The sequence below is a fragment of the Humibacter sp. RRB41 genome, from assembly GCF_022761015.1.
In the GTDB taxonomy this organism is placed as follows: domain Bacteria; phylum Actinomycetota; class Actinomycetes; order Actinomycetales; family Microbacteriaceae; genus Humibacter.
This window is the reverse complement of record NZ_JAKWJQ010000001.1, coordinates 214,845-233,166: the sequence shown is the minus strand read 5'-3', so window position 1 is coordinate 233,166 and position 18,322 is coordinate 214,845. Positions and strand designations below refer to the sequence as shown.

The 18,322-nt window shown below is 68.0% G+C and carries 20 protein-coding genes; 6 read left to right on the top strand and 14 right to left on the bottom strand.

The window, feature by feature from the left end; translation table 11 throughout:
* Window positions 1-125: 125 nt before the first annotated feature.
* Window positions 126-1,094, top strand: a complete 969-nt coding sequence (locus tag MJ603_RS01195) for a 5'-3' exonuclease (RefSeq protein WP_243061836.1) — start codon at window positions 126-128, stop codon at window positions 1,092-1,094.
* Window positions 1,095-1,240: 146 nt separating this feature from the next.
* Here MJ603_RS01195 and MJ603_RS01190 read toward each other — a convergent pair whose 3' ends face one another.
* The 4 genes from MJ603_RS01190 to MJ603_RS01175 form a co-directional block, all read right to left on the bottom strand.
* A complete protein-coding gene (locus MJ603_RS01190; RefSeq protein ID WP_243061835.1) occupies window positions 1,241-2,665 on the bottom strand; it encodes a dihydrolipoamide acetyltransferase family protein in 1,425 nt (474 codons plus the stop codon).
* Between the two features lie 58 nt (window positions 2,666-2,723).
* Window positions 2,724-3,683 carry an alpha-ketoacid dehydrogenase subunit beta gene (locus MJ603_RS01185; RefSeq protein ID WP_243062697.1) on the bottom strand — a complete coding sequence of 320 codons (960 nt, stop codon included), beginning with the start codon at window positions 3,681-3,683 and terminating at the stop codon, window positions 2,724-2,726.
* 86 nt (window positions 3,684-3,769) lie between these two features.
* Complete coding sequence (gene pdhA, locus MJ603_RS01180) at window positions 3,770-4,963, bottom strand: pyruvate dehydrogenase (acetyl-transferring) E1 component subunit alpha (protein ID WP_243061834.1); 1,194 nt, start codon at window positions 4,961-4,963, stop codon at window positions 3,770-3,772.
* A 5-nt stretch (window positions 4,964-4,968) separates the two neighbouring features.
* A complete protein-coding gene (locus MJ603_RS01175; protein WP_243061833.1) occupies window positions 4,969-6,075 on the bottom strand; it encodes a histidinol-phosphate transaminase in 1,107 nt (368 codons plus the stop codon).
* Window positions 6,076-6,185: 110 nt separating this feature from the next.
* On the opposite strand from MJ603_RS01175, the gene MJ603_RS01170 reads away from it, so the two are divergent.
* Window positions 6,186-6,578: a phage holin family protein gene (locus MJ603_RS01170; RefSeq protein WP_243061832.1), complete on the top strand. Its 393-nt coding sequence runs from the start codon at window positions 6,186-6,188 to the stop codon at window positions 6,576-6,578.
* A 24-nt stretch (window positions 6,579-6,602) separates the two neighbouring features.
* On the opposite strand, the gene MJ603_RS01165 is transcribed toward MJ603_RS01170, so the two are convergent.
* Together MJ603_RS01165 and MJ603_RS01160 are read right to left on the bottom strand one after the other, a co-directional pair.
* Window positions 6,603-7,994 carry a hypothetical protein gene (locus MJ603_RS01165; RefSeq protein WP_243061831.1) on the bottom strand — a complete coding sequence of 464 codons (1,392 nt, stop codon included), beginning with the start codon at window positions 7,992-7,994 and terminating at the stop codon, window positions 6,603-6,605.
* Window positions 7,984-8,277 carry a hypothetical protein gene (locus MJ603_RS01160; RefSeq protein ID WP_243061830.1) on the bottom strand — a complete coding sequence of 98 codons (294 nt, stop codon included), beginning with the start codon at window positions 8,275-8,277 and terminating at the stop codon, window positions 7,984-7,986. Before MJ603_RS01160 ends, MJ603_RS01165 begins: the two co-directional genes overlap by 11 nt.
* 156 nt (window positions 8,278-8,433) lie before the next feature.
* Between MJ603_RS01160 and MJ603_RS01155 the strand changes: the two genes are divergently transcribed.
* Complete coding sequence (locus MJ603_RS01155; protein ID WP_243061829.1) at window positions 8,434-8,994, top strand: low molecular weight protein-tyrosine-phosphatase; 561 nt, start codon at window positions 8,434-8,436, stop codon at window positions 8,992-8,994.
* On the top strand, window positions 8,991-10,382 hold the full coding sequence (gene purB / locus MJ603_RS01150) for an adenylosuccinate lyase (protein ID WP_243061828.1): 1,392 nt from the start codon (window positions 8,991-8,993) through the stop codon (window positions 10,380-10,382). Before MJ603_RS01155 ends, purB begins: the two co-directional genes overlap by 4 nt.
* A gap of 125 nt (window positions 10,383-10,507) precedes the next feature.
* Here purB and MJ603_RS01145 read toward each other — a convergent pair whose 3' ends face one another.
* The 5 genes from MJ603_RS01145 to MJ603_RS01125 form a co-directional block, all read right to left on the bottom strand.
* The gene (locus MJ603_RS01145; protein WP_243061827.1) at window positions 10,508-10,840 is read right to left on the bottom strand and encodes a hypothetical protein; all 333 of its coding nucleotides are present in this window, start codon (window positions 10,838-10,840) and stop codon (window positions 10,508-10,510) included.
* On the bottom strand, window positions 10,837-11,427 hold the full coding sequence (locus MJ603_RS01140; RefSeq protein WP_243061826.1) for an HdeD family acid-resistance protein: 591 nt from the start codon (window positions 11,425-11,427) through the stop codon (window positions 10,837-10,839). Before MJ603_RS01140 ends, MJ603_RS01145 begins: the two co-directional genes overlap by 4 nt.
* Window positions 11,428-11,565: 138 nt before the next feature.
* The gene (locus tag MJ603_RS01135) at window positions 11,566-12,447 is read right to left on the bottom strand and encodes a methyltransferase (RefSeq protein WP_243061825.1); all 882 of its coding nucleotides are present in this window, start codon (window positions 12,445-12,447) and stop codon (window positions 11,566-11,568) included.
* On the bottom strand, window positions 12,444-13,316 hold the full coding sequence (locus tag MJ603_RS01130) for a helix-turn-helix transcriptional regulator (protein ID WP_243062696.1): 873 nt from the start codon (window positions 13,314-13,316) through the stop codon (window positions 12,444-12,446). The genes MJ603_RS01135 and MJ603_RS01130 overlap by 4 nt, the downstream gene beginning before the upstream one ends.
* Window positions 13,317-13,374: 58 nt before the next feature.
* Entirely contained in the window at window positions 13,375-14,061 is a 687-nt protein-coding gene (locus tag MJ603_RS01125) for a TMEM175 family protein (RefSeq protein WP_243061824.1), read from the bottom strand.
* A 130-nt stretch (window positions 14,062-14,191) separates the two neighbouring features.
* Between MJ603_RS01125 and MJ603_RS01120 the strand changes: the two genes are divergently transcribed.
* Window positions 14,192-15,220, top strand: coding sequence for a DUF4037 domain-containing protein (locus tag MJ603_RS01120; RefSeq protein ID WP_243061823.1), 1,029 nt, complete (start codon window positions 14,192-14,194; stop codon window positions 15,218-15,220).
* On the opposite strand, the gene MJ603_RS01115 is transcribed toward MJ603_RS01120, so the two are convergent.
* The 3 genes from MJ603_RS01115 to MJ603_RS01105 form a co-directional block, all read right to left on the bottom strand.
* Window positions 15,217-16,047, bottom strand: coding sequence for a DMT family transporter (locus tag MJ603_RS01115; protein ID WP_243061822.1), 831 nt, complete (start codon window positions 16,045-16,047; stop codon window positions 15,217-15,219). The two genes, MJ603_RS01120 and MJ603_RS01115, sit on opposite strands and share 4 nt — an antisense overlap.
* A gap of 134 nt (window positions 16,048-16,181) precedes the next feature.
* A complete protein-coding gene (locus MJ603_RS01110) occupies window positions 16,182-16,946 on the bottom strand; it encodes a dienelactone hydrolase family protein (protein WP_243061821.1) in 765 nt (254 codons plus the stop codon).
* 207 nt (window positions 16,947-17,153) lie between these two features.
* Window positions 17,154-17,639 carry a DUF4760 domain-containing protein gene (locus MJ603_RS01105; protein WP_243061820.1) on the bottom strand — a complete coding sequence of 162 codons (486 nt, stop codon included), beginning with the start codon at window positions 17,637-17,639 and terminating at the stop codon, window positions 17,154-17,156.
* 151 nt (window positions 17,640-17,790) lie between these two features.
* Between MJ603_RS01105 and MJ603_RS01100 the strand changes: the two genes are divergently transcribed.
* Window positions 17,791-18,195, top strand: a complete 405-nt coding sequence (locus tag MJ603_RS01100) for a RidA family protein (protein ID WP_243061819.1) — start codon at window positions 17,791-17,793, stop codon at window positions 18,193-18,195.
* The last annotated feature ends 127 nt before the right edge of the window (window positions 18,196-18,322 follow it).

Below are 18,322 nucleotides of genomic sequence, written 5' to 3'. Positions count from 1 at the left end.
CGGCATCCTGTCGGCGCTTATTGATAATGATACTCAAAAGCAGCAAGGCGTGTGCGCACCTTTCGCCGGTCGAGTAGCGGAGGCGGCGCTACTCGACCGGCAGGGCTAGTGGGAGGATCGGGGGCATGGCCGGCCGATTGATGCTGCTCGACACCGCTTCTCTGTACTTTCGCGCGTTCTACGGCGTGCCAGAGGGGGTGAAGTCCCCGGACGGGATGCCGGTCAACGGCATCCGCGGACTCCTCGACATCATCGCGAAGCTCGTGACCCAGTTCGAGCCGACCGAGCTCGTCGCGTGCTGGGACGATGACTGGCGACCGGCGTGGCGCGTCGAGAAGATCCCGTCGTACAAGCAGCACCGCGTCGAGCGGGCGGTGCCCGGTGGCGTCGACGTCGAAGAGACGCCGGCCGGGCTCGTGCCGCAGATCCCGGTGATCCGCGAGCTGCTGGGAGCACTCGGCATCGCCGTCGTCGGCGCGGTGCAGGCCGAGGCCGACGACGTCATCGGATGCCTGGCCCGCCGCGCCGCGCACGTCACATCCGTCTCGCACGAAGCGCCCGCGGTCGATGTCGTCACGGGCGACCGCGACCTGTTCCAGCTCGTCGACGACGCGGCGGGCATCCGCATCATCTACACGGCACGGGGCATGAGCAAGCTCGAGCTCGTGACGGACGCGGTCGTCGAGGCGAAGTACGGGATCTCGCCGCAGCAGTACGCAGCCTTCGCGGCGCTGCGCGGGGACCCGTCAGACGGGCTTCCCGGCGTCGCGGGCATCGGCGAGAAGTCGGCGGCCGGACTGCTGCGGGAGTTCGGCGACCTCGACGGCATCCTCGCGGCGGCAGCGGACCCGAGCACGCCGATGGCGGCGGGTATCCGTGCGAAGCTGGCCGCGGCGTCCGACTACCTGGAGCGCGCGGTGCCCGTCATCGCGGTGGGCGAGCGGGTGGAGCTGCCCGAGGTGGACGCGACGGTTGCGCCGCTGGACGCCGCGGCGCAGGCATCCGTGCGCTCGATCGGCGAGCGCTACGGCCTGGGCGGAGCGCTCGACCGCGCCCTGAAGGCGCTGACTCCGCTCCGCGCAGTAGGGCAGTAGGTCAGTAGGTCAGTAGGTCGCGCTCCCACCTCCCGAAAACAGGCAAATCACGCGAGAACAGGCCAAATCTGCCTGTTCTCGCGAGGAATGCGCTTACCAGCCTGTTTTCGCGTCAAGAGGGGGCGCGCCGGGCAGGAACCGGCGCGCTAATCCAGCAGCAGCGCCGGCTCCTCGATGATCGCGGCGACGTCGGCGAGGAAGCGGCTGGCGACATCCCCATCGACGACGCGGTGATCGAAGGATGCCCCGAGCGTCGTGACGAAGCGCGGTCGCACCTCGCCGTCCACGACCCACGGCTTCTGCTTGATCGTGCCGAGTGCCACGATGCCCACCTCGCCCGGATTGAGGATCGGCGTGCCGGTGTCCATGCCGAAGACGCCGATGTTCGTCACGGTGATCGTGCCACCGGCCATGTCGGAGGGCGGCGTCTTGCCGTCACGAGCCGTGATGGTCAGCTGCTCGAGCGACCGGGCGAGCTCAAGCATGCTCATCGACTGCGCCTCCTTGACGTTCGGCACGATGAGTCCGCGCGGGGTCGCCGCTGCAACACCGAGGTTCACGTAATGCCGCACGATGATCTCGTCGTCTGTCCACGTCGAGTTCACGGTTGGATTGCGGCGCACCGCCCAGATCATCGCCTTCGCCATGATGAGCAGCGGCGACACCTTGATTCCGGCGAAGTCGGTGGATGCCTTCAGCCGCTTCACGTACTCCATGGTGCGCGTCGCGTCGACGTCGACGAACAGACTCACGTGCGGCGCACTGAACGCACTCGTGCTCATCGCGGTGGCGATCGCTTTGCGCACCCCCTTCACCGGGATGCGCTCCTCGCGCTCGTCCGCCCACGCCGGCGTCTCGATGTTGCGGAACACGCTCGCCTGGCTGGCCTGGCGCACGACGTCGTCACGCGTGATCTCGCCGGCCAGACCGGTGCCCGCGACAAGGTCGAGGTCGACACCGAGATCTTTCGCGAGCTTGCGGATGGGCGGCTTCGCGATCACGGGAGACGCCTTCGCCGCCGGTACCAGATCGGCGGTGGACGGCACATGCCTCCCGGCAGGATCGACCCTGCCGCGACCCTGCCGCCTGCTCGCACCGTGTCCCGCTGAACCGTAGCCGACGAGCACGGCGCCCGGCTTGGGGTCGTCGCCCTCGCGCTCGACCAGAGCGGATGCCGTCGCGTTCGCGAACTGCTCGGCCGCGGCATCCTGCGCCGCGCGCTCCCCAGCACCGCCGTCGTCGACACCGGCGTCGGCCGCACCGTCGGGCGCCTCGTCGACATCGATCACGTTGTCGAAGCCCTCGCCGCCGGTCGGAAGGCCGCCTGACGCGCCCGCGCCGACAATGATGATCGGCGTGCCGACCTCGACCGTGTCACCCTCGTTCACCAGAAGCCGGTCGACGACGCCCTCGAACGGCGACGGCAGCTCGACCAGCGACTTGGCGGTCTCGATCTCGCAGAGCACGTCGTTGAGGTGCACGGGGTCGCCCGGTCCGACCTTCCACGAGACGATCTCAGCCTCGGTCAGGCCCTCGCCGACGTCCGGCAGCAGAAACTCGGACTCACTCATGGCACTCCTCGCGGCCTGTGGAAACTTCAACCAGCTGTTGGGTCGATGCGGATGTACGTCAATACGCCAGTGCGCGGTCGACGGCTTCGAGCACCCGGTCGGCGTCGGGCAGGTAGAGGTCCTCGAGCTTGGCGGGCGGGAACGGGGTGTCGAACCCTGCCACGCGCAGCACCGGCGCCTGAAGCGAGTAGAACGCCTTCTCTGCTATCGTCGCCGCGATCTCGCTTCCGAGGCTTGCGAAGCCCTGCGCCTCCTGAGCGACCACCAGACGCCCGGTCTTGCGCACCGACTCCAGCAGCGGGCCGAAGTCGATCGGGGACAGCGACCGCAGGTCGACGACCTCGAGGCTGGTGCCCTCCTCCTGCGCGATCTCGGCCGCGCGCAGCAGCACGCTCACCATCGCTCCGTGGCCGACCAGCGTGGCATCCGTTCCGGTGCGCACGACGCGGCTGGCGTGCAGCGGCGCTGCGCTCCCCTCGAAGTTCACCTCGCCCTTCGGCCAGTAGCGGCTCTTGGGCTCCAGGAACACCACCGGGTCGTCGGACGCGATCGACTCCTGGATCATCCAGTAGGCATCGTTCGGGGTCGACGGACTCACGACGCGCAGACCTGGGGTGTGCGCGAAGTAAGCCTCCGGGCTCTCCTGGTGGTGCTCGACGGCGCCGATGTGACCGCCGTAGGGAATGCGGATGACCACGGGCATCCGCAGCGCGCCCTCGTGCCTGGCTGTGATCTTGGCGAGCTGCGTCGTGATCTGGTCGAAGGCCGGGAACACGAACCCGTCGAATTGGATCTCGCACACCGGCCGGTAGCCGCGCATGGCCAATCCGATCGCGGTGCCGACGATGCCGGCTTCGGCGAGCGGGGTGTCGATCACTCGCTGGTCGCCGAACTCTGCCTGAAGCCCCTCCGTGATGCGGAAGACGCCGCCGAGCGGCCCGATGTCCTCGCCCATGAGCATGACGTGGTCGTCGTCGGCGAGCGCCTGGCGAAGCCCCGCGTTCAGTGCCTTGGCCATCGGCAGGCTCTCGACGCCGGTGCGGAACGGCGTGCGCTGCGGAATATCGGATGCCTGTGCAACGTGCTGCGCGGTCGTCACGTCGGTCATGCCGCTCCTCCCTGCGTCGAAGTCGTCGAGCCGGCCGGGACATCCGCTTCGAAGGAGCGCTCGTAACGCTCCAGCCATGCGCGCTGCTCCGCCATGCCGGCGTGCGGCTCGGAGTAGACGTGGTCGAAGATGAGCTCGGCCGCCGGTGCGACCAGCTCGAGCGTGCGCCGGCGGATGTCCGCCGAGTAGTCGGCGGCCTCCTCGTCGATGGCGTCGAACCATTCACCGCCGACACCGCGACCGGTGAGGAACGCGCGCATGCGCGCGATCGGGTCGCGGCCGCGCCAGTGCTCATCCTCGTCCGACGTGCGGTACCGTGTCGGATCGTCGCTCGTGGTGTGCGCACCCATGCGGTACGTGACAGCCTCGATCAGGCTCGGGCCGTGGCCTGCGCGCGCTTCGTCGAGCTGCTTGGCGGTGACCGCGTAGCTGGCCAGCACGTCGTTGCCGTCGACCTGCACTCCCGGAATGCCGAAACCGCTGGAGCGCAGATAGAGAGGAGTGCGCGACTGAGTCTTCACCGGCACCGAAATGGCCCACTGGTTGTTCTGCAGAAAGAAGACCTGCGGCGTCTGATAGCTGCCGGCGAAGACGAACGCCTCGCTGACGTCGCCTTCCGAACTCGCGCCGTCGCCGAAGTAGACGATCACCGCTTCGTCGGACTGCGCGCTTCCGGTCCCGGCCTTGCCGTCGAACTTCACACCCATGGCGTAGCCGGTCGCGTGCAGCGCCTGCGTGCCGAGCACGAGCGTGTAGACGCGCACGTTGCCGTTCTTGGGGTCGGTTGGGTCCCAACCGCTGTTGGTCACGCCGCGCATCACCCGGATGATGTCGAGCGGGTCGACACCGCGGATCGTCGCGACGACGTGTTCGCGATACGACGGGAAGATCGTGTCTTGGGGCTTGGCCGCGTACGCAGATCCGACCTGCGCGGCCTCCTGACCGCTGCTCGGCGGCCAGAGGGCGAGTTGCCCCTGGCGCTGCAGGTTGGTTGCCTCGGTGTCGAACCCGCGCACCACGACCATGTCGCGGTAGAAGCGGCGGAAGTCGTCGTCCGTCAGCGAATCGAGGTACGGCAGGTACTCGGCCGCGGCATCCGTCGGCTCGAAGCGTCCGTCTTCGGTGAGCACTTGCACCGTCGCAGCGGAGAGTCCAGCGGACGTGGCGAATCGGTCGTTCGTGGCAGACATCCCAACTAACCTAACTGCCCGGTTCGGGGGTTCTTCCGTAGGGTGCCGACAAGCTCTTTCGTGATCTTTAGCACCGACTCGACAGATTCGGGCTCTCCGACACTGATACGGATGCCGTCGGGCGCGAACGCGCGAACCGCGAGCCCTGCATCGAAGAACGCGTCTGCCGCGGCGGCCGTGTTCTCCCCGGTCGGGAGCCAGAGAAAGTTGCCCTGTGCTGTCGGAATGTTCCAACCCTGGTCGATGAGCTCGTCGCGGAGGGCATCGCGGCGCGCGCCGATCTCGGCAACACGTGCGAGCAGTTCATCCTCCCGCTCGAGGGACGCCAGCGCCGCCGCCTGCGCGTTATCGGTCACACTCATCGGGATCGCTGCCGCCCTCGCTGCATTCAGCAGGCGCTCGGGTCCGACCGCGTAGCCGATGCGCAGGCCTGCCAGGCCGTACGCCTTCGAGAACGTGCGCAGCACGACGAGGTTCGGGTAGCGCCCGATCAACGTGCGGCCGTCGACGCGGTCGGGATCGGTGACGAACTCGCTGTACGCCTCGTCGAGCAGCACGAGCCGGTCCGACGGAACGGATGCCATGAATCGCTCGAACTCCGCCGCCGTCACGATCGGCCCCGTCGGGTTGTTCGGTGTGCACACGATGATGACGCGCGTACGGTCCGTGATCGCCGCCGCCATCGCGTCGAGGTCGTGACGTGCGTCGGGCAGCAGCGGCACCGTGACGCTCGATGCCCCTGACACGACGACGAGCCCCGGATACGCCTCGAACGACCGCCACGCGTAGAGCACCTCATCGCCTGGCCCGGCGGCGGCGTTGATGAACTGGGAGAGCAGGGCGACCGACCCCGCGCCGAGGTGGACCTCAGCGGTGCCGACGCCGAAGCGGTCGGCGAGACGATCGCGGAGGGCGAGAGCAGCGCCATCGGGGTAGCGGTTCAGCGCGTTGGTGGCGGCGACGGCATCCAGTACTCCGGGAAGCGGATTGAACGGATTCTCGTTGCTGGAGAGTTTGAAGCCGTCGTCGCTCGGAGTGCGGCCCTGCGCGTAAGCGTTGAGGGCGGCGATCTCCGGGCGCAGAAGTACCCGGTCGACGTTCTGGAGATCCACACCGCTAACTTACGCGCCTCCATATGCCGCGAGCAGAGTGTGCGGCCAGAGTGGGACGGCGCGCGCCGCCGACGCTAGGCACAGCCCCGGGCGCCTGAGACACTGTTCCCATGAGGTTTCTGCTGAAGCTGATCATCAACGCGTTCGCGCTGTGGCTCACGACGCTGATCGTCAGTGGCGTGACCGTGAAGTCGTACGACCCGAGCGGCGGCGAATTCCCGCTGCTCCTCACCTACCTGCTGATCGCGCTGATCTTCGGTGTGGTGAACGGCATCGTGGGCACTGTCATCCGCATCGTGGCGTTCCCGCTTTACGTGCTGACGCTCGGCCTCATCTCCCTGGTCGTCAATGCGCTCCTGCTGCTGATCGTGTCGTGGATCAGCGACGCGATGGGCTTCGGCCTGCACGTCGACGGATTCTGGGACGGCGTCTGGGCGGCCCTGATCTTGGCGATCATCAGCTGGATCCTCGGCTTGATCTTCCGGCCCGTTCTGCGCCACTGAGGCAGGTCAAAGGCAGACACCCGCTCAGTCACGGATGCCCCTATACAGGTTCGCGTCTCCGCCGCCGGCCGGAAGTGCGGCGAGCGCGGAAGCCAGTCGCGGGTCGGTCGACGCATCCATGCGGTGCGCGGTGATCGTGTATTCGCTCATGAGATGAGCGTCGATCGGCGACGACCCCTCAGGGATCTCGCCGCTGAAGGTCTGCCTGCTGACCACGATACGGTCGCCTCCGCCGTTGTCGAACTCTCGCGGCTCGCCGCCGAGCGCAGGCACGAGGTCGTCGGTGTGCTCGACAGCGACGTCGACGGTCGACGACGGCACGTCGATGCCCGCGGTCGGCGAACCGAAGGTGACGAGAGTCGGCACGTGGTACTGCCCCGACGTCGCGATGCTCGTGGCCACGATGCCGCCCTGCGAGTACCCGACCGGGATCACCGTGTCGCCTTGCTGCACGCCCGCCTGCTGCATGGCGAGTTCCGTCGCGCGCAGCGAGGCGGGGCCGAGCCCTGCCACACCGGTCAGATCGCTCGTGAGATCGAACGGCTCGTCGCCGGCGACCGCACTCGTATCTACTGTTCCGCCGACGTAAACCATGTAGACGGGCTTGCCGTCCGCGCCGTCGTAGTGCTCGACGCGTATCTGCGGCGCGTCGGTGCGGGACGGCGGGATGCGCTGGGCGATCTCCTCGTAGCCGGCAGGCGGGGCCGTCTGAACGGTGCCCGACTGCTCGACGTGCACTGGCGTGTCTTCGAACGCACCGAAGAGGGAAGCGCCCCCGACCACAGCCGTCGTCGCGCCGTGCAGTCCGAAGACCCCCGTGCGCCGATCGTCGAGCAGTCGCGCCACCGGCAACGGGATGCCTGCCGCACCGAGCATCGTGTCGTCCGCGGCCGACACCGCAAGCCGGATCAGCGAGACCATGCGGGGATCGCGCAGGATGCCGGCCTTGCTCTTCAGCAGCCCGCCGACATCCCGTAGGAACGCCTGCGGGGACCCCGTCGCGATCGACCCGACGCCGAGCGTCGCGGCCGCGGCGGTCAGGATGCCCGGCAACGCCGCCAGCGCCGCCAGTGCGGCGAGCGGCGCAAGGCCGCCGAGCGCCCACCCCGCCACCTCGCTCAGGCCGGTGAGGAACGAGTTCGCCCCACGCTCGGCCGCGCCGTAGCGCTCCGCGGCATCGTTCAGGCTGCGAGACAACTCTCGCGACTGGGCGGACGCGGACCCGATGCGCGACGCGGCGGCACCCACCAGTCGCGCGGTGTCGGGTGCGACGACCAGCCCCTGCGCAGGAGACAGCTCCCCGATGAGGTCGGCCAGGATGCCTGCGAGGGCTGCGAGCGTGCGCTCGGCCGTCAACAGCGCATCCGGGGCCACCTCGGTGCTGCCACCACCCGAGATGACGATGTCATCGGACACGTGCACTCGCCTCCGCTGGTTCGTTCTGTCTGTGCATCGCCTCGCGCTCGTTCTGCTGGTTCTGATCGTTCTGGACCCGAACGAGCTGAGCGCTCAGGTCCTGGTCAGCAAGATCCAACGCAGCGATCGCGTCTTTCAGCAGGCCGGACAGCTCGTCGAGTCTCGTTTCGAAGAGCCGCTCCGCGCTGGATCGCCAGCCGAGCTGCGAGGCATCCGGAATCTGAGCGGTTGCCGCGGTGAGCTCCGAACGCACGTATCGCACCGCCGCTTGGGCCGTGTGCAAGGTCGTCTGGTGCAGACGATCACCTCCTTCGACGGCATCAGCTTGGCGACGATCGTGAGGTCGTGGGCATGAGATCGGGTCGTTTGCGCACAATTCACCGGATCCGTCGCCTGTGGAGGGGAGTCGCGGGGCACCGCACTGCAGCAGAATGGAGTCATGACCTTCGCGCCCGATTCGCTGGAGGCGCAGGATTCCCTTCGCGAGCCGTCGCGATTCCGAATCTGCTTCGTCTGCAGCGGCAACATCTGCCGCTCGCCCATCGCCGAGGTGGTGTTCCGGCAGCTGGCCGAGGATGCCGGACTCGGCGACCGTGTGCAGGTCTCCTCCGCGGGAACCGGCGACTGGCACGTCGGCGAGCAGGCCGACCCGCGCGCGCTGGAAGTGCTGCACGCCCACGGATACGACGGGTCGACTCACCGCGCACGGCAGTTCGACTCCGGCTGGTTCGACCGCCTCGACCTCGTGGTCGCATTGGATCGCAGCCACGAACGCATTCTGAAGGCATGGGCGACGAACGACATCGACCGCAGCAAGGTGCAGCTTCTGCGCAGCTTCGAGTCGCCGCGCTCCGATTCACTGGATGTGCCAGACCCTTATTACTCGGACCACACGATGTTCGCGGCCGTGCTCGGCATGATCGAGCGCGCGAACCGCGCCCTGCTCGCCCAGTTGGCACCGGCCCTGCGCCTGCCACCCCAAGAACAAGGACGACCATGACCTCCCTTCCTCCCCAGCCGATCAGCCCGCTCGACGGCCGCTACAAGGCCGCCGTCGTCGAGCTCGGCGACTTCCTCTCCGAGGCCGGGCTCAACAGGGCTCGCGTACAGGTCGAGGTCGAGTGGCTGCTGTACCTGACGTCGCACAGGATGTTCGGGAGCGAGCCGCTCACGCAGGCACAGGCATCCGCTCTGCATGCGCTCGTCACCGACTTCGGTCAGAGCGAGATCGACCGCCTCGCCACACTCGAGGCGACGACCCGGCACGACGTGAAGGCCGTCGAGTACCTGGTGCGCGAGAAGCTGCACGAGCTCGGTCTCGACTCCATCGCCGAGCTGACCCACTTCGCCGCCACGAGCGAAGACATCAACAACCTCTCGTACGCGCTGACCGTGAAGCAGGCCATGACCGAGGTGTGGCTGCCGAAGCTGCGCACGGTGATCGATGCGCTGCGCGATCTCGCGGTCGAGCTGCGGGATGTTCCGATGCTCGCCCACACGCACGGCCAACCGGCGACGCCGACCACCATGGGCAGGGAGCTCGCGGTGTTCGTGTACCGGCTGGAGCGGGTGGCGTCCCTGGTCGATGCGAGCGAGTATCTGGGCAAGTTCAGCGGCGCCACCGGCACGTTCTCGGCGCATCTCGCCGCCGACCCGAGCGCCGACTGGCCGGCGATCTCGCAGGAGTTCGTCTCCTCGCTCGGCCTCACCTGGAACCCGCTCACCACGCAGATCGAATCGCACGACTGGCAGGCCGAGCTCTACGGCCGCGTTGCGCACGCGAACCGCATTCTGCACAACCTGGCGACGGATGTCTGGACCTACATCTCGCTCGGCTACTTCAGGCAGATTCCGCAGGCCGGTGCAACAGGGTCGTCGACAATGCCGCACAAGATCAACCCGATCCGCTTCGAGAACGCCGAGGCGAACTTCGAACTCTCCAGCGCGGTGCTGGACTCGCTGGCATCCACGCTCGTCACCAGCCGTCTGCAGCGCGATCTCACCGACTCGACGACCCAGCGCAACATCGGCGTCGGCCTCGGGCATTCGTTGCTGGCGCTCGACAACATCCGTCGCGGACTCGACGAGATCGCGATCAACGAGGATGCCCTCGCCGCCGATCTCGACGCCAACTGGGAGGTGCTCGCCGAGGCGATCCAGACCGTGATCCGCGCAGAGGTCGTCGCTGGACGTTCGTCGATCAGCGACCCGTACGCACTGTTGAAGGAACTGACGCGCGGCAAGCGAGTGGACCGGGAGGGTCTCGCCGTCTTCGTCGAGACGCTCGACATCGGGGCGGATGCGAAGGCACGACTGCTCGCGCTGACCCCCGCCGGTTACATCGGGCTCGCGTCACAGCTCGTCGACTACCTTCCGCCGGCGGAGTAAGCGCCGCGGCATCGCCCGCCGCTGGTCGAGTAGTGCCCGCGAAGCGGACACGTATCGAGACCTTCCCTCGAGAGGTCTCGATACGCGACGCCTTCGGCGGCGCTACTCGACCAGCGGGGAGCGGCTCAGCCGTGCGGGTTGCGCGGGGCTTTCGGGCCGGCATCCGTGCCGTCCGTGCCGCCGGGAAGCTCGGGATGCTCGTGGTTCTGCTCCGCGAGATCGCGTCGCTCCTCGTCGTCGGGCTTGAGTCCGAGCACGAAAAGGGCGATGACGACGAGCGTCACGATGAATGCGATTCCGAAGAAGATCAGGGCGAGGATCGGCTCGCGGCTCGCCATCAGCACGATCAGGAAGACGAAGATCGAGAGCACGCCGGCGATGCCGAGGAACTCGACCGGACGCATCCTGTCGCGCAGGCTCGGCTTGCGCCCTTCTGGCGTCTTGTTGTCGTCGGTCACGCGTGTTTCTCCGATGCGTTCTCGTCGTCGGTGTTCGCGTGTGCGAGGCCGAACTTGAGGGTGAAGGCTCCGATTCCCACGTAGACGCCGACGATCACTGCGTAGGCGCCGAAAAGTCCGACGGCGAGCAGAGCGTCGGGCGGGATGAACAGGTAGACGAGGGCGAGCACTACGGTGAGCACGCCGATGACCATCCAGTCGCGTGCCGATTCGGATCGACCGCGAGTACGGATGCCGCAGTACAGCTCTGCGAAGCCCGTGAGCAGCGCCCACACGCTGACGCCGTAGAGCAGCACGCCGAGGCCGGCGCCGTTCAGCGACAGCGCCGCGATGCCCACGATCACGCCGAGGATTCCCTGCGCCACGAACAGCCACTTGGTGACGGCATCCTTCAGCAGGAGCGCGCCGAGACCGACGACGATGCCCTCCACCAGCGCGTAGGACCCGAACACGATCAGTCCGACTCGCGCCGAGTGCTCGGGGTCGAACGTGATGAAGCCGCCGGCGACGAGAGCGACGATCGCGCGCACGAGGGCGACGATCCAAAAACGGTCCGGGCTGACGCGCGGAGACGCGGCTGTGCTCACGTGACTTCTTTCGTGCGGGTGATGGCGGCATTCCGGCTCGCTGGGATCGGCGGATGCCCGGGTTCGATTGTATCCGTCGCGTCTGAGCGGTTTTCCAGGAGTCGGCGCTGCCGCATGCCCTGCCCGACTCGCCGCGCATCAGCCGGCCGGGCCGAGGCGGCCGATCACCGCCGTGCCGTCCACCTCGTCGTCGCGCACGATCGCCACCGACAGGCCGGCGTGCTCGAGGATGCCCGCCGTCGCGGATGCCTGCCTCTCGCTCGTCTCGATGAGGAGGTGACCGCCGAGCGTGAGCCATTCTCGCGCTCCGTCCGCCACCCGCCGGTGGAGCGCCAGTCCGTCCGCACCGCCGTCGAGTGCCGCACGTGCCTCGTGATCTCGTGCCTCCGACGGCATGAAGGCGATCTCGTCCGTCGGCACGTACGGAGCGTTCACCGCCAGGACGTCGACGGTGCCCTTCAGGGAGGCGGGAAGCGGGGAGTAGAGGTCGCCGGTGTAGACATACGGGGGTGTGGGGTCTCGATACGCGTCGCGTTCGGCGGCGCTACTCGACCAGCGGTGAGCGTCACCTCCGGCGGCACTACTCGACCTGTGCTGGGCGGCGAGGGTTCGGCGTGCGCAGTCCGTCGCCGCGGGGTCGATGTCGGCGGCGTAGACCGAGGCATCCGATCGAGCGGCGAGGATCGCGGCGCCGATCGCGCCTGCTCCACAGCAGAGGTCGAGCACGACGGGACGTCGCGGCGCGACCCGCAGCGCCTCGCGCACAAGGAGAGTGGTGCGCTGCCTCGGAACGAAGACTCCGGGCGCGACGCTGACGCGAAGACCGCAGAACTCGGCCCAGCCGACGATGTACTCCAGCGGTTCGCCCGCGACGCGGCGTGCGACGCGGGACTCGAGTTCGGCGGGGGTGGCGGCATCCGCGAGAAGGACCGTTGCCTCGTCTTCGGCGAAGACGCAACCTGCGGCTCGGAGGCGGGTGGTGATCGCTGCGGGGGTGAGGGCTGGTGGGGAGGGGCTCATGCGGGCGGCTCTTCGACTCGCGCCGTTCGCTCAGGGGACTGGAGCGTGAGGAGCTGGGATAGCCGCTCTGCGGCATCCGTTCCGGGTACGGGGGTGTAGATGACGATGTGCAGGTCGGGGTGGTCGGACGGCGAGAGCTGGTGGTGCTCGAGCGTCAGCAGGCCCGCGGTCGGATGCCGGAACAACCGCTCGCGCGACGCGAATCCCTCGATGTCGTGCGCGGCCCATGCTGCACGGAACTCGGGGCTCGCCTGCTCGAGGCGCGCGACGAGATCGAGGTAGGCGGGATCGCCGAGGCGAGGGCCGGCATCCGCTCGGAACTCGGCCACGAAGCGCCGGCTCGTCAGCTCCCAGTCGGGCAGCAGCTCGCGCACGTAGGGATCGGTGAAGACCAGCCAGAGCAGATTGCGATCCTCGCCGCGGGCGGTGGCGACGCCCGGGTAGAGCGCGGCGTACGCGGCGTTCCAGCCGGCGATGCGCCAGTCGGCCGTCACCGTATAAGAGGGGGAGCCGGCGAGGGCATCCATCAGGCGTTGCACCTGCGGCGGCGCGATCGCGACCGGCGGTGTCGCAGAGGTGACGGCGGGGGAGTAGCCGGCGAGTGAGAGCGCGTAGGCGTGCTCCGTGACGGTGAGACGAAGGGTGCGGGCGAGCGCGTCGAGCACCTGTCGGGACGGGTGGATGTCCCGCCCCTGCTCGAGCCAGGTGTACCAGGTGACGCTGACGCCGCTGAGGTACGAGACCTCTTCACGTCGCAGTCCGGATGTGCGTGCCCGCCCGATCGTCGGAAGCCCGGCATCCGAGCGCGACAGGCTTTCACGCCGGGCACGAAGGAATGCGCCGAGTTCAGCCCTGCTCCGGTCCTCGATCGCCACGCGACAAGGGTAGTGCGGGCGGTGCTAGTGGTGGCGTCGCATCCGTCCCCGGTCATCCCGCACTGCGGCGACGCGAACGACGCTCGCGGACGGCACGACGGCTCAGCGTCGGCCGGAACGGCAGCAGCAGGAAGACCGCAACGGCCAGATAGCCGAAGATCGAGACCTTCGGGAAGAACGCGCCGAGCACGATGAGCAGGGCGTATCCACCGAGCCCAGGGGTGAGCCGTGTGGTCAGCAGGCTGATCTCGTCGTCATCGAGATCGGGCGAGACGAGCTTGGCACCCACGGCGTATCGCCATACCGCGGAGAGCAGCACGGAGCACAGCAGCAGCATGATGCCGTAGGTGACCGACGCAACGCGCTCGGCGCCGTCGGTCTTGAAGAACTCGGCGAGCAGGCCGGTCGCGAACGGGAGCAGGCAGACGAAGAAGAGCAGAAGCAGGTTGAGTCGCAGTATCGCGGGATCGACGTGGTCCAGGTACTCGGTCATCGTGTTGTGACCGAGCCAGATCGCGCCGATCGTCGCGAAGCTGACCAGGAAACCGAGGTAGCCGGGCCACTCGTCGGCGAGAGCGCCGATCAGATCGCGAGAGCCGCTCGCGAACGGAATCGCCAGGTCGAGCACGAGCAAGGTCATCGCCACAGCGAAGACTCCGTCGCTGATGGCCTCCATCCGGCCTTTGCCCTGCCGGAGGTGCCGCCGCGGATGCTCGGAGTGCTCGTCGCTGTCGGCCACGGGCTCATTATCAAGCGCGAGCGACGGCACCACGGTCACCGACAGACGTTTCGGCGGACAGGCATCCGCGGGGCTCGACGATCGCGCCGCCGGTCAAGGCGTCTCAGACTGGACGGCTAGCATCGAGCCCGTGCTGAACGTGCCGACCGGCATCGAACTCGCCCGCGCCTACTACGTCGAGGTGGTCGGGCCGCTGCTGGCATCCGCGTTCCCGGGGATGCCGCACGCCGCCGGCCGCTTCGGTTCCGGTTCCGACGTGCTCGGCCTCGACGACGCGATGTCCCGCGACCACGATTGGGGTCTGCGACTGAGCCTCTTCGTTCCGCCCGCCATGGTTCCGGCTGTGGATGCGGAACTCGCACGCACGCTGCCGCCCTCGTTCAGCGAGCTGCCGACGCGATTCGCTTTCAGCGGACAGGTCGATGAGCGGCATCACGTCGACGTCGGCACGCTCTCGGGGCTCCTGCGCGACCGGCTGGGCTTCGATCCGCGAGCGGGGATGTCGACATCCGACTGGCTGTCTGTCACGGGTCAGGCCGTGCTCGAGGTCACGGCAGGTCCCGTCTTCGCGGATGAGACGGGCGCGGTCGCCGAAGTGCGCCGCGTGATCGAGTGGTACCCCGACGACGTCTGGTGCTACGTGCTCGCGAGCGACTGGTCGCGTCTGGAGCAGGAACTCCCGCTGATGGCCCGCGCCGCCGACGCGGGAGACGAGCTCGGCTCGCGCGTGATCGCCGCACGGCTGGTGCACGTCGCCATGCACCTCGCATTCCTGCTCGAGCGCCGCTGGGCGCCGTACTCGAAGTGGTTCGGCACGCTCTTCGGTCAGCTCTCCCTTGCGACCAGCACCGCCGATCGGCTTGCGGGCGCAGCGAACGACGAGACCTGGCAGCAGCGGCAGGAGCACTTGGCATTCGCACTCCAGGTGCTCCTCGACGCGCAGAACGGGCTCGGCCTGAGCTCCGTGGCCGAGGCGACGGTTCCGTTCTGGGACCGCCCGTACGTGCACCCCGACCCGCGCATCATCCCCCAGCTGATGGACGGGGTGACCGATCCGGGCATCCGGGCGCTCCCCGTGGGTGTCGGCAGCGCGGAGCAGCGCACCGACAACGTCGCGTTGCTGACGGATGCCGCGGCGCGGCGCAGACTCGTCGGCTAGCCGAGCGCGACCGCGAGCACGGCGACCACCGACAGCATGAGGCCGGCAACGTGCATCCTGGTCCAGTGCTCATGCAGCACGAATCGCGCCAGAAGCACCGTCGCGGCGGGATACATGGCGGTGATCACCGCGACGACCACCAGCTCTCCGAGTCCGGTCGCGATCAGGTAGACGAGACCCGCGAGGCCGCCCGTGAGCCCAGCGACGACCGCGAGCCAGACCGCGGGTCTGGACGGCGGGCTCGAACGCAGGCCGCGGAGCACGAGCGGCGCCACGAGCAGGCACGCGACGAGTTGGCCAGCCGTCAACGGCCACGCCCCAGATGCCGTTCCCGCCTGATCGAGTGCGATGAACAGCAACGCGAACGCGGCACCGGCGATGACGCCGTAGAGGGCACCGCTCCGTCCTGCGCCCGACGCGCGCGGCGTCCATGAGGTGAAGCCGACGGCAACGACGGCAACGATCAGACCGATCGCCATGAGCACCGAGACCCTGTTGCCGAGCAGGATGCCCACTACGGCCGGCACCACCACGGTCAGCACACCCGCGAGTGTCGCGACGATGCTCATGCGGCCGACGGCGAATCCCTGGTACAGCGCCAGTGTGCCGACCGCGCTGCCGATGCCGCTCACCGCGCCCCAGATCAAGGCCTGCGAGGTGGGTCCGGAGCCCGGAAAGATGGCTGTTGCCACGATCGATGCCAACAGCTCGACGATCAGTGCGATGGCCGTCACGTTGGTGGCCGTCGAACGGCGGCTGGCGAGTCCGGCGACGAAGTCGGAAGCGCCGTACGCGATCGCGGCGATCAGTCCGAGCAGCGCACCCATCGTTCGGACACTACTCGGTGACCGCCACGCAATGGCGACGTCAACGTGGCAGGCAGCCGAGCCGCCCGTCTCCGGTACCCCTGGAACCTCCCTTCATGTGACGGGCCGGCGTGGCATCCGAGGGGCCGACTCCGTCAGCCCACGACGCCGGCGACGCTTGGCACGAGGTGCCGAGGGAAGAATCTCGTGTCGAAGCGCTCCGTCGGCACCCGGAAGTGGCCGCCCGGGAACGCGTGCAACGTCTTCTCCTGTGAGCCGAACGCGTCGAAGACCGCGAGACCGTCTTCACGGGGGAGCTCGGCGTCGTCGAGCGGCAGCAGGAACTCGACAGGGATCGTGATCCGTCGCGCATCCTCGAGAAGGGACTCGTAGGCGAGAACGCCTCCGAAGATCGCCGCTCGGATGCGCGGCTCCACCGCGGCGAGCGCAATGCCGATCGTGCTCGCCAGGGTCATGCCGGTGTAGCCGATCGGGGCATCCTGCGTGATCTCCGGAAGGGCTTGCAGTCGGTCGATCGTCGCCTGCCATTCGGGCACTGCGCGCCGTGCGAGTGACGTGTTGAACTCCGCGACGATAGCGCCGATCGGCTCGCCCGCTTTGCGGGCATCCATCATCGCGTCGACCCAGCGCTGGTCTTCGTCGGAGCGGGGCCGGGCTCCGTGGCCCGGAGCGTCGATGGAGGCGACGACGTAGCCGTCGTCGACCACGGCGGCGCGGGCACGCGCTACGAGCCCCGGCGCTCGCTTGTGAAGACCGCCGCCGTGCCCCATGAGGATCAGCGGAGTGCCGGGTGAAAAGGACGGTGGCGACCAGAGAACGCCCGGAACATCGCCGATGGCGAAGTCGCGCTCGAGGACGCCGTCAAGCGTCGTGCGCGCAGAGAACTGAAGTTGATTCATGGTGTTGCCTTTCGGAATTGCCGTTATGAGGCACTCCCGGCGACACCGAAGTCAGTCGCGCGATCGTGAACTCGAGGGGAGCACCCACAGGGATACGCAGTTCATGGGTCTCACCTCCGAAAGTCGTGTCACGAACTCGACGACGGTAGCACCTGCACGCCGCCGAGACCAGGGATTCGTTGGTACGGATGCCCGGGTAGGCGTCGATCAGCGCTCCGACGTCCGTCTCCAGTCCGCGACGAGACGCTCGAGTTCCACCATGAAGTTCGACGGATTTCCGCTCGAGCGGATCCAGTCGATGTGCGATCGGTAGTTGTCGAAGACCGAGACGAGGCGCGGTCCGACCAGGGCGTGCAAGACGTCCGCGTCGAGAACGCCGAACCGCACGCCTGTGGCGATCGTCTCCCAGTAGTTGAGGTAATCGCGTATTGCGAGGCGATGCGTCTCATCCGTCATCGCGGTCGCAACGAACGCCGCAATACCGTCGGCATCGCTGTCACGGGGAAGCCCGACGTTCGAGGTCCGTCGGCTGTCTTGGGTGGCCGAGTACAACCGCAGAGTCTCTTGGCGCCGAAGGAAGGTCGTCTGCGCCTTGCGCGCCCGTGTGCCGTCGACGAGCTGCCACACCACGAAGCCGGCGCTGAACAGCGTGACGGCGGCCAGTACCCAGGTCGCGATTGCCGTTGCATCCATGTGCATCACGCGTCTTTCTTGGTCGGCGAAACGTCGCGGACTGCCGTGCGCGCAGTGGCGCGCGCTGGCCGGACATCAGCTCGAACTTAGTGGGCGGAAGCGCTGATGCGAGACTCAAAAAGGCGCCTACCGCTCGAAAGGACCCACCCCGGTGCCTACTGCCGTCACCCTGATCCGCTCCGCCGAGCTCTATCCCGGAGCGCCGTACGCCTACGCCGCGACGGCGCCGTCGGATGCTCGGCTCATCTTCCTCGCCGGCTCGTGCCCCCTCAATCAAGACGGCAGCACCGCCGCAGTCGGCGATTACGCCGGGCAGACGAAGAAGTGTCTCGAGAACTTGACCCTCGCGCTGAAAGCCGCCGGAGCATCCCTCGACGACGTCATCAGCACCCGCGTGCTGGTCGCGTCGTCGAAGCAGGAGGATCTCGGGGCCGCCTGGGCCGTCGTGCATGACACGTTCGGCGAGCACGACGTTCCGAGCACGCTGCTGGGCGTCACGGTTCTGGGCTACGACGACCAGCTCGTCGAGATCGAGGCGGTCGCCGCCGTTCGCTAGTTGGCCGACAACCACAACTTACGTCGGCCGAGCGGATGTCGCGAGTCCTGCGGACGCTTGATGCTCGCCTGTCGAATGCTGGTGCCCGTCGAAGACGCCGGCCGGTTGCCCTCCTCGTTGGCAGACG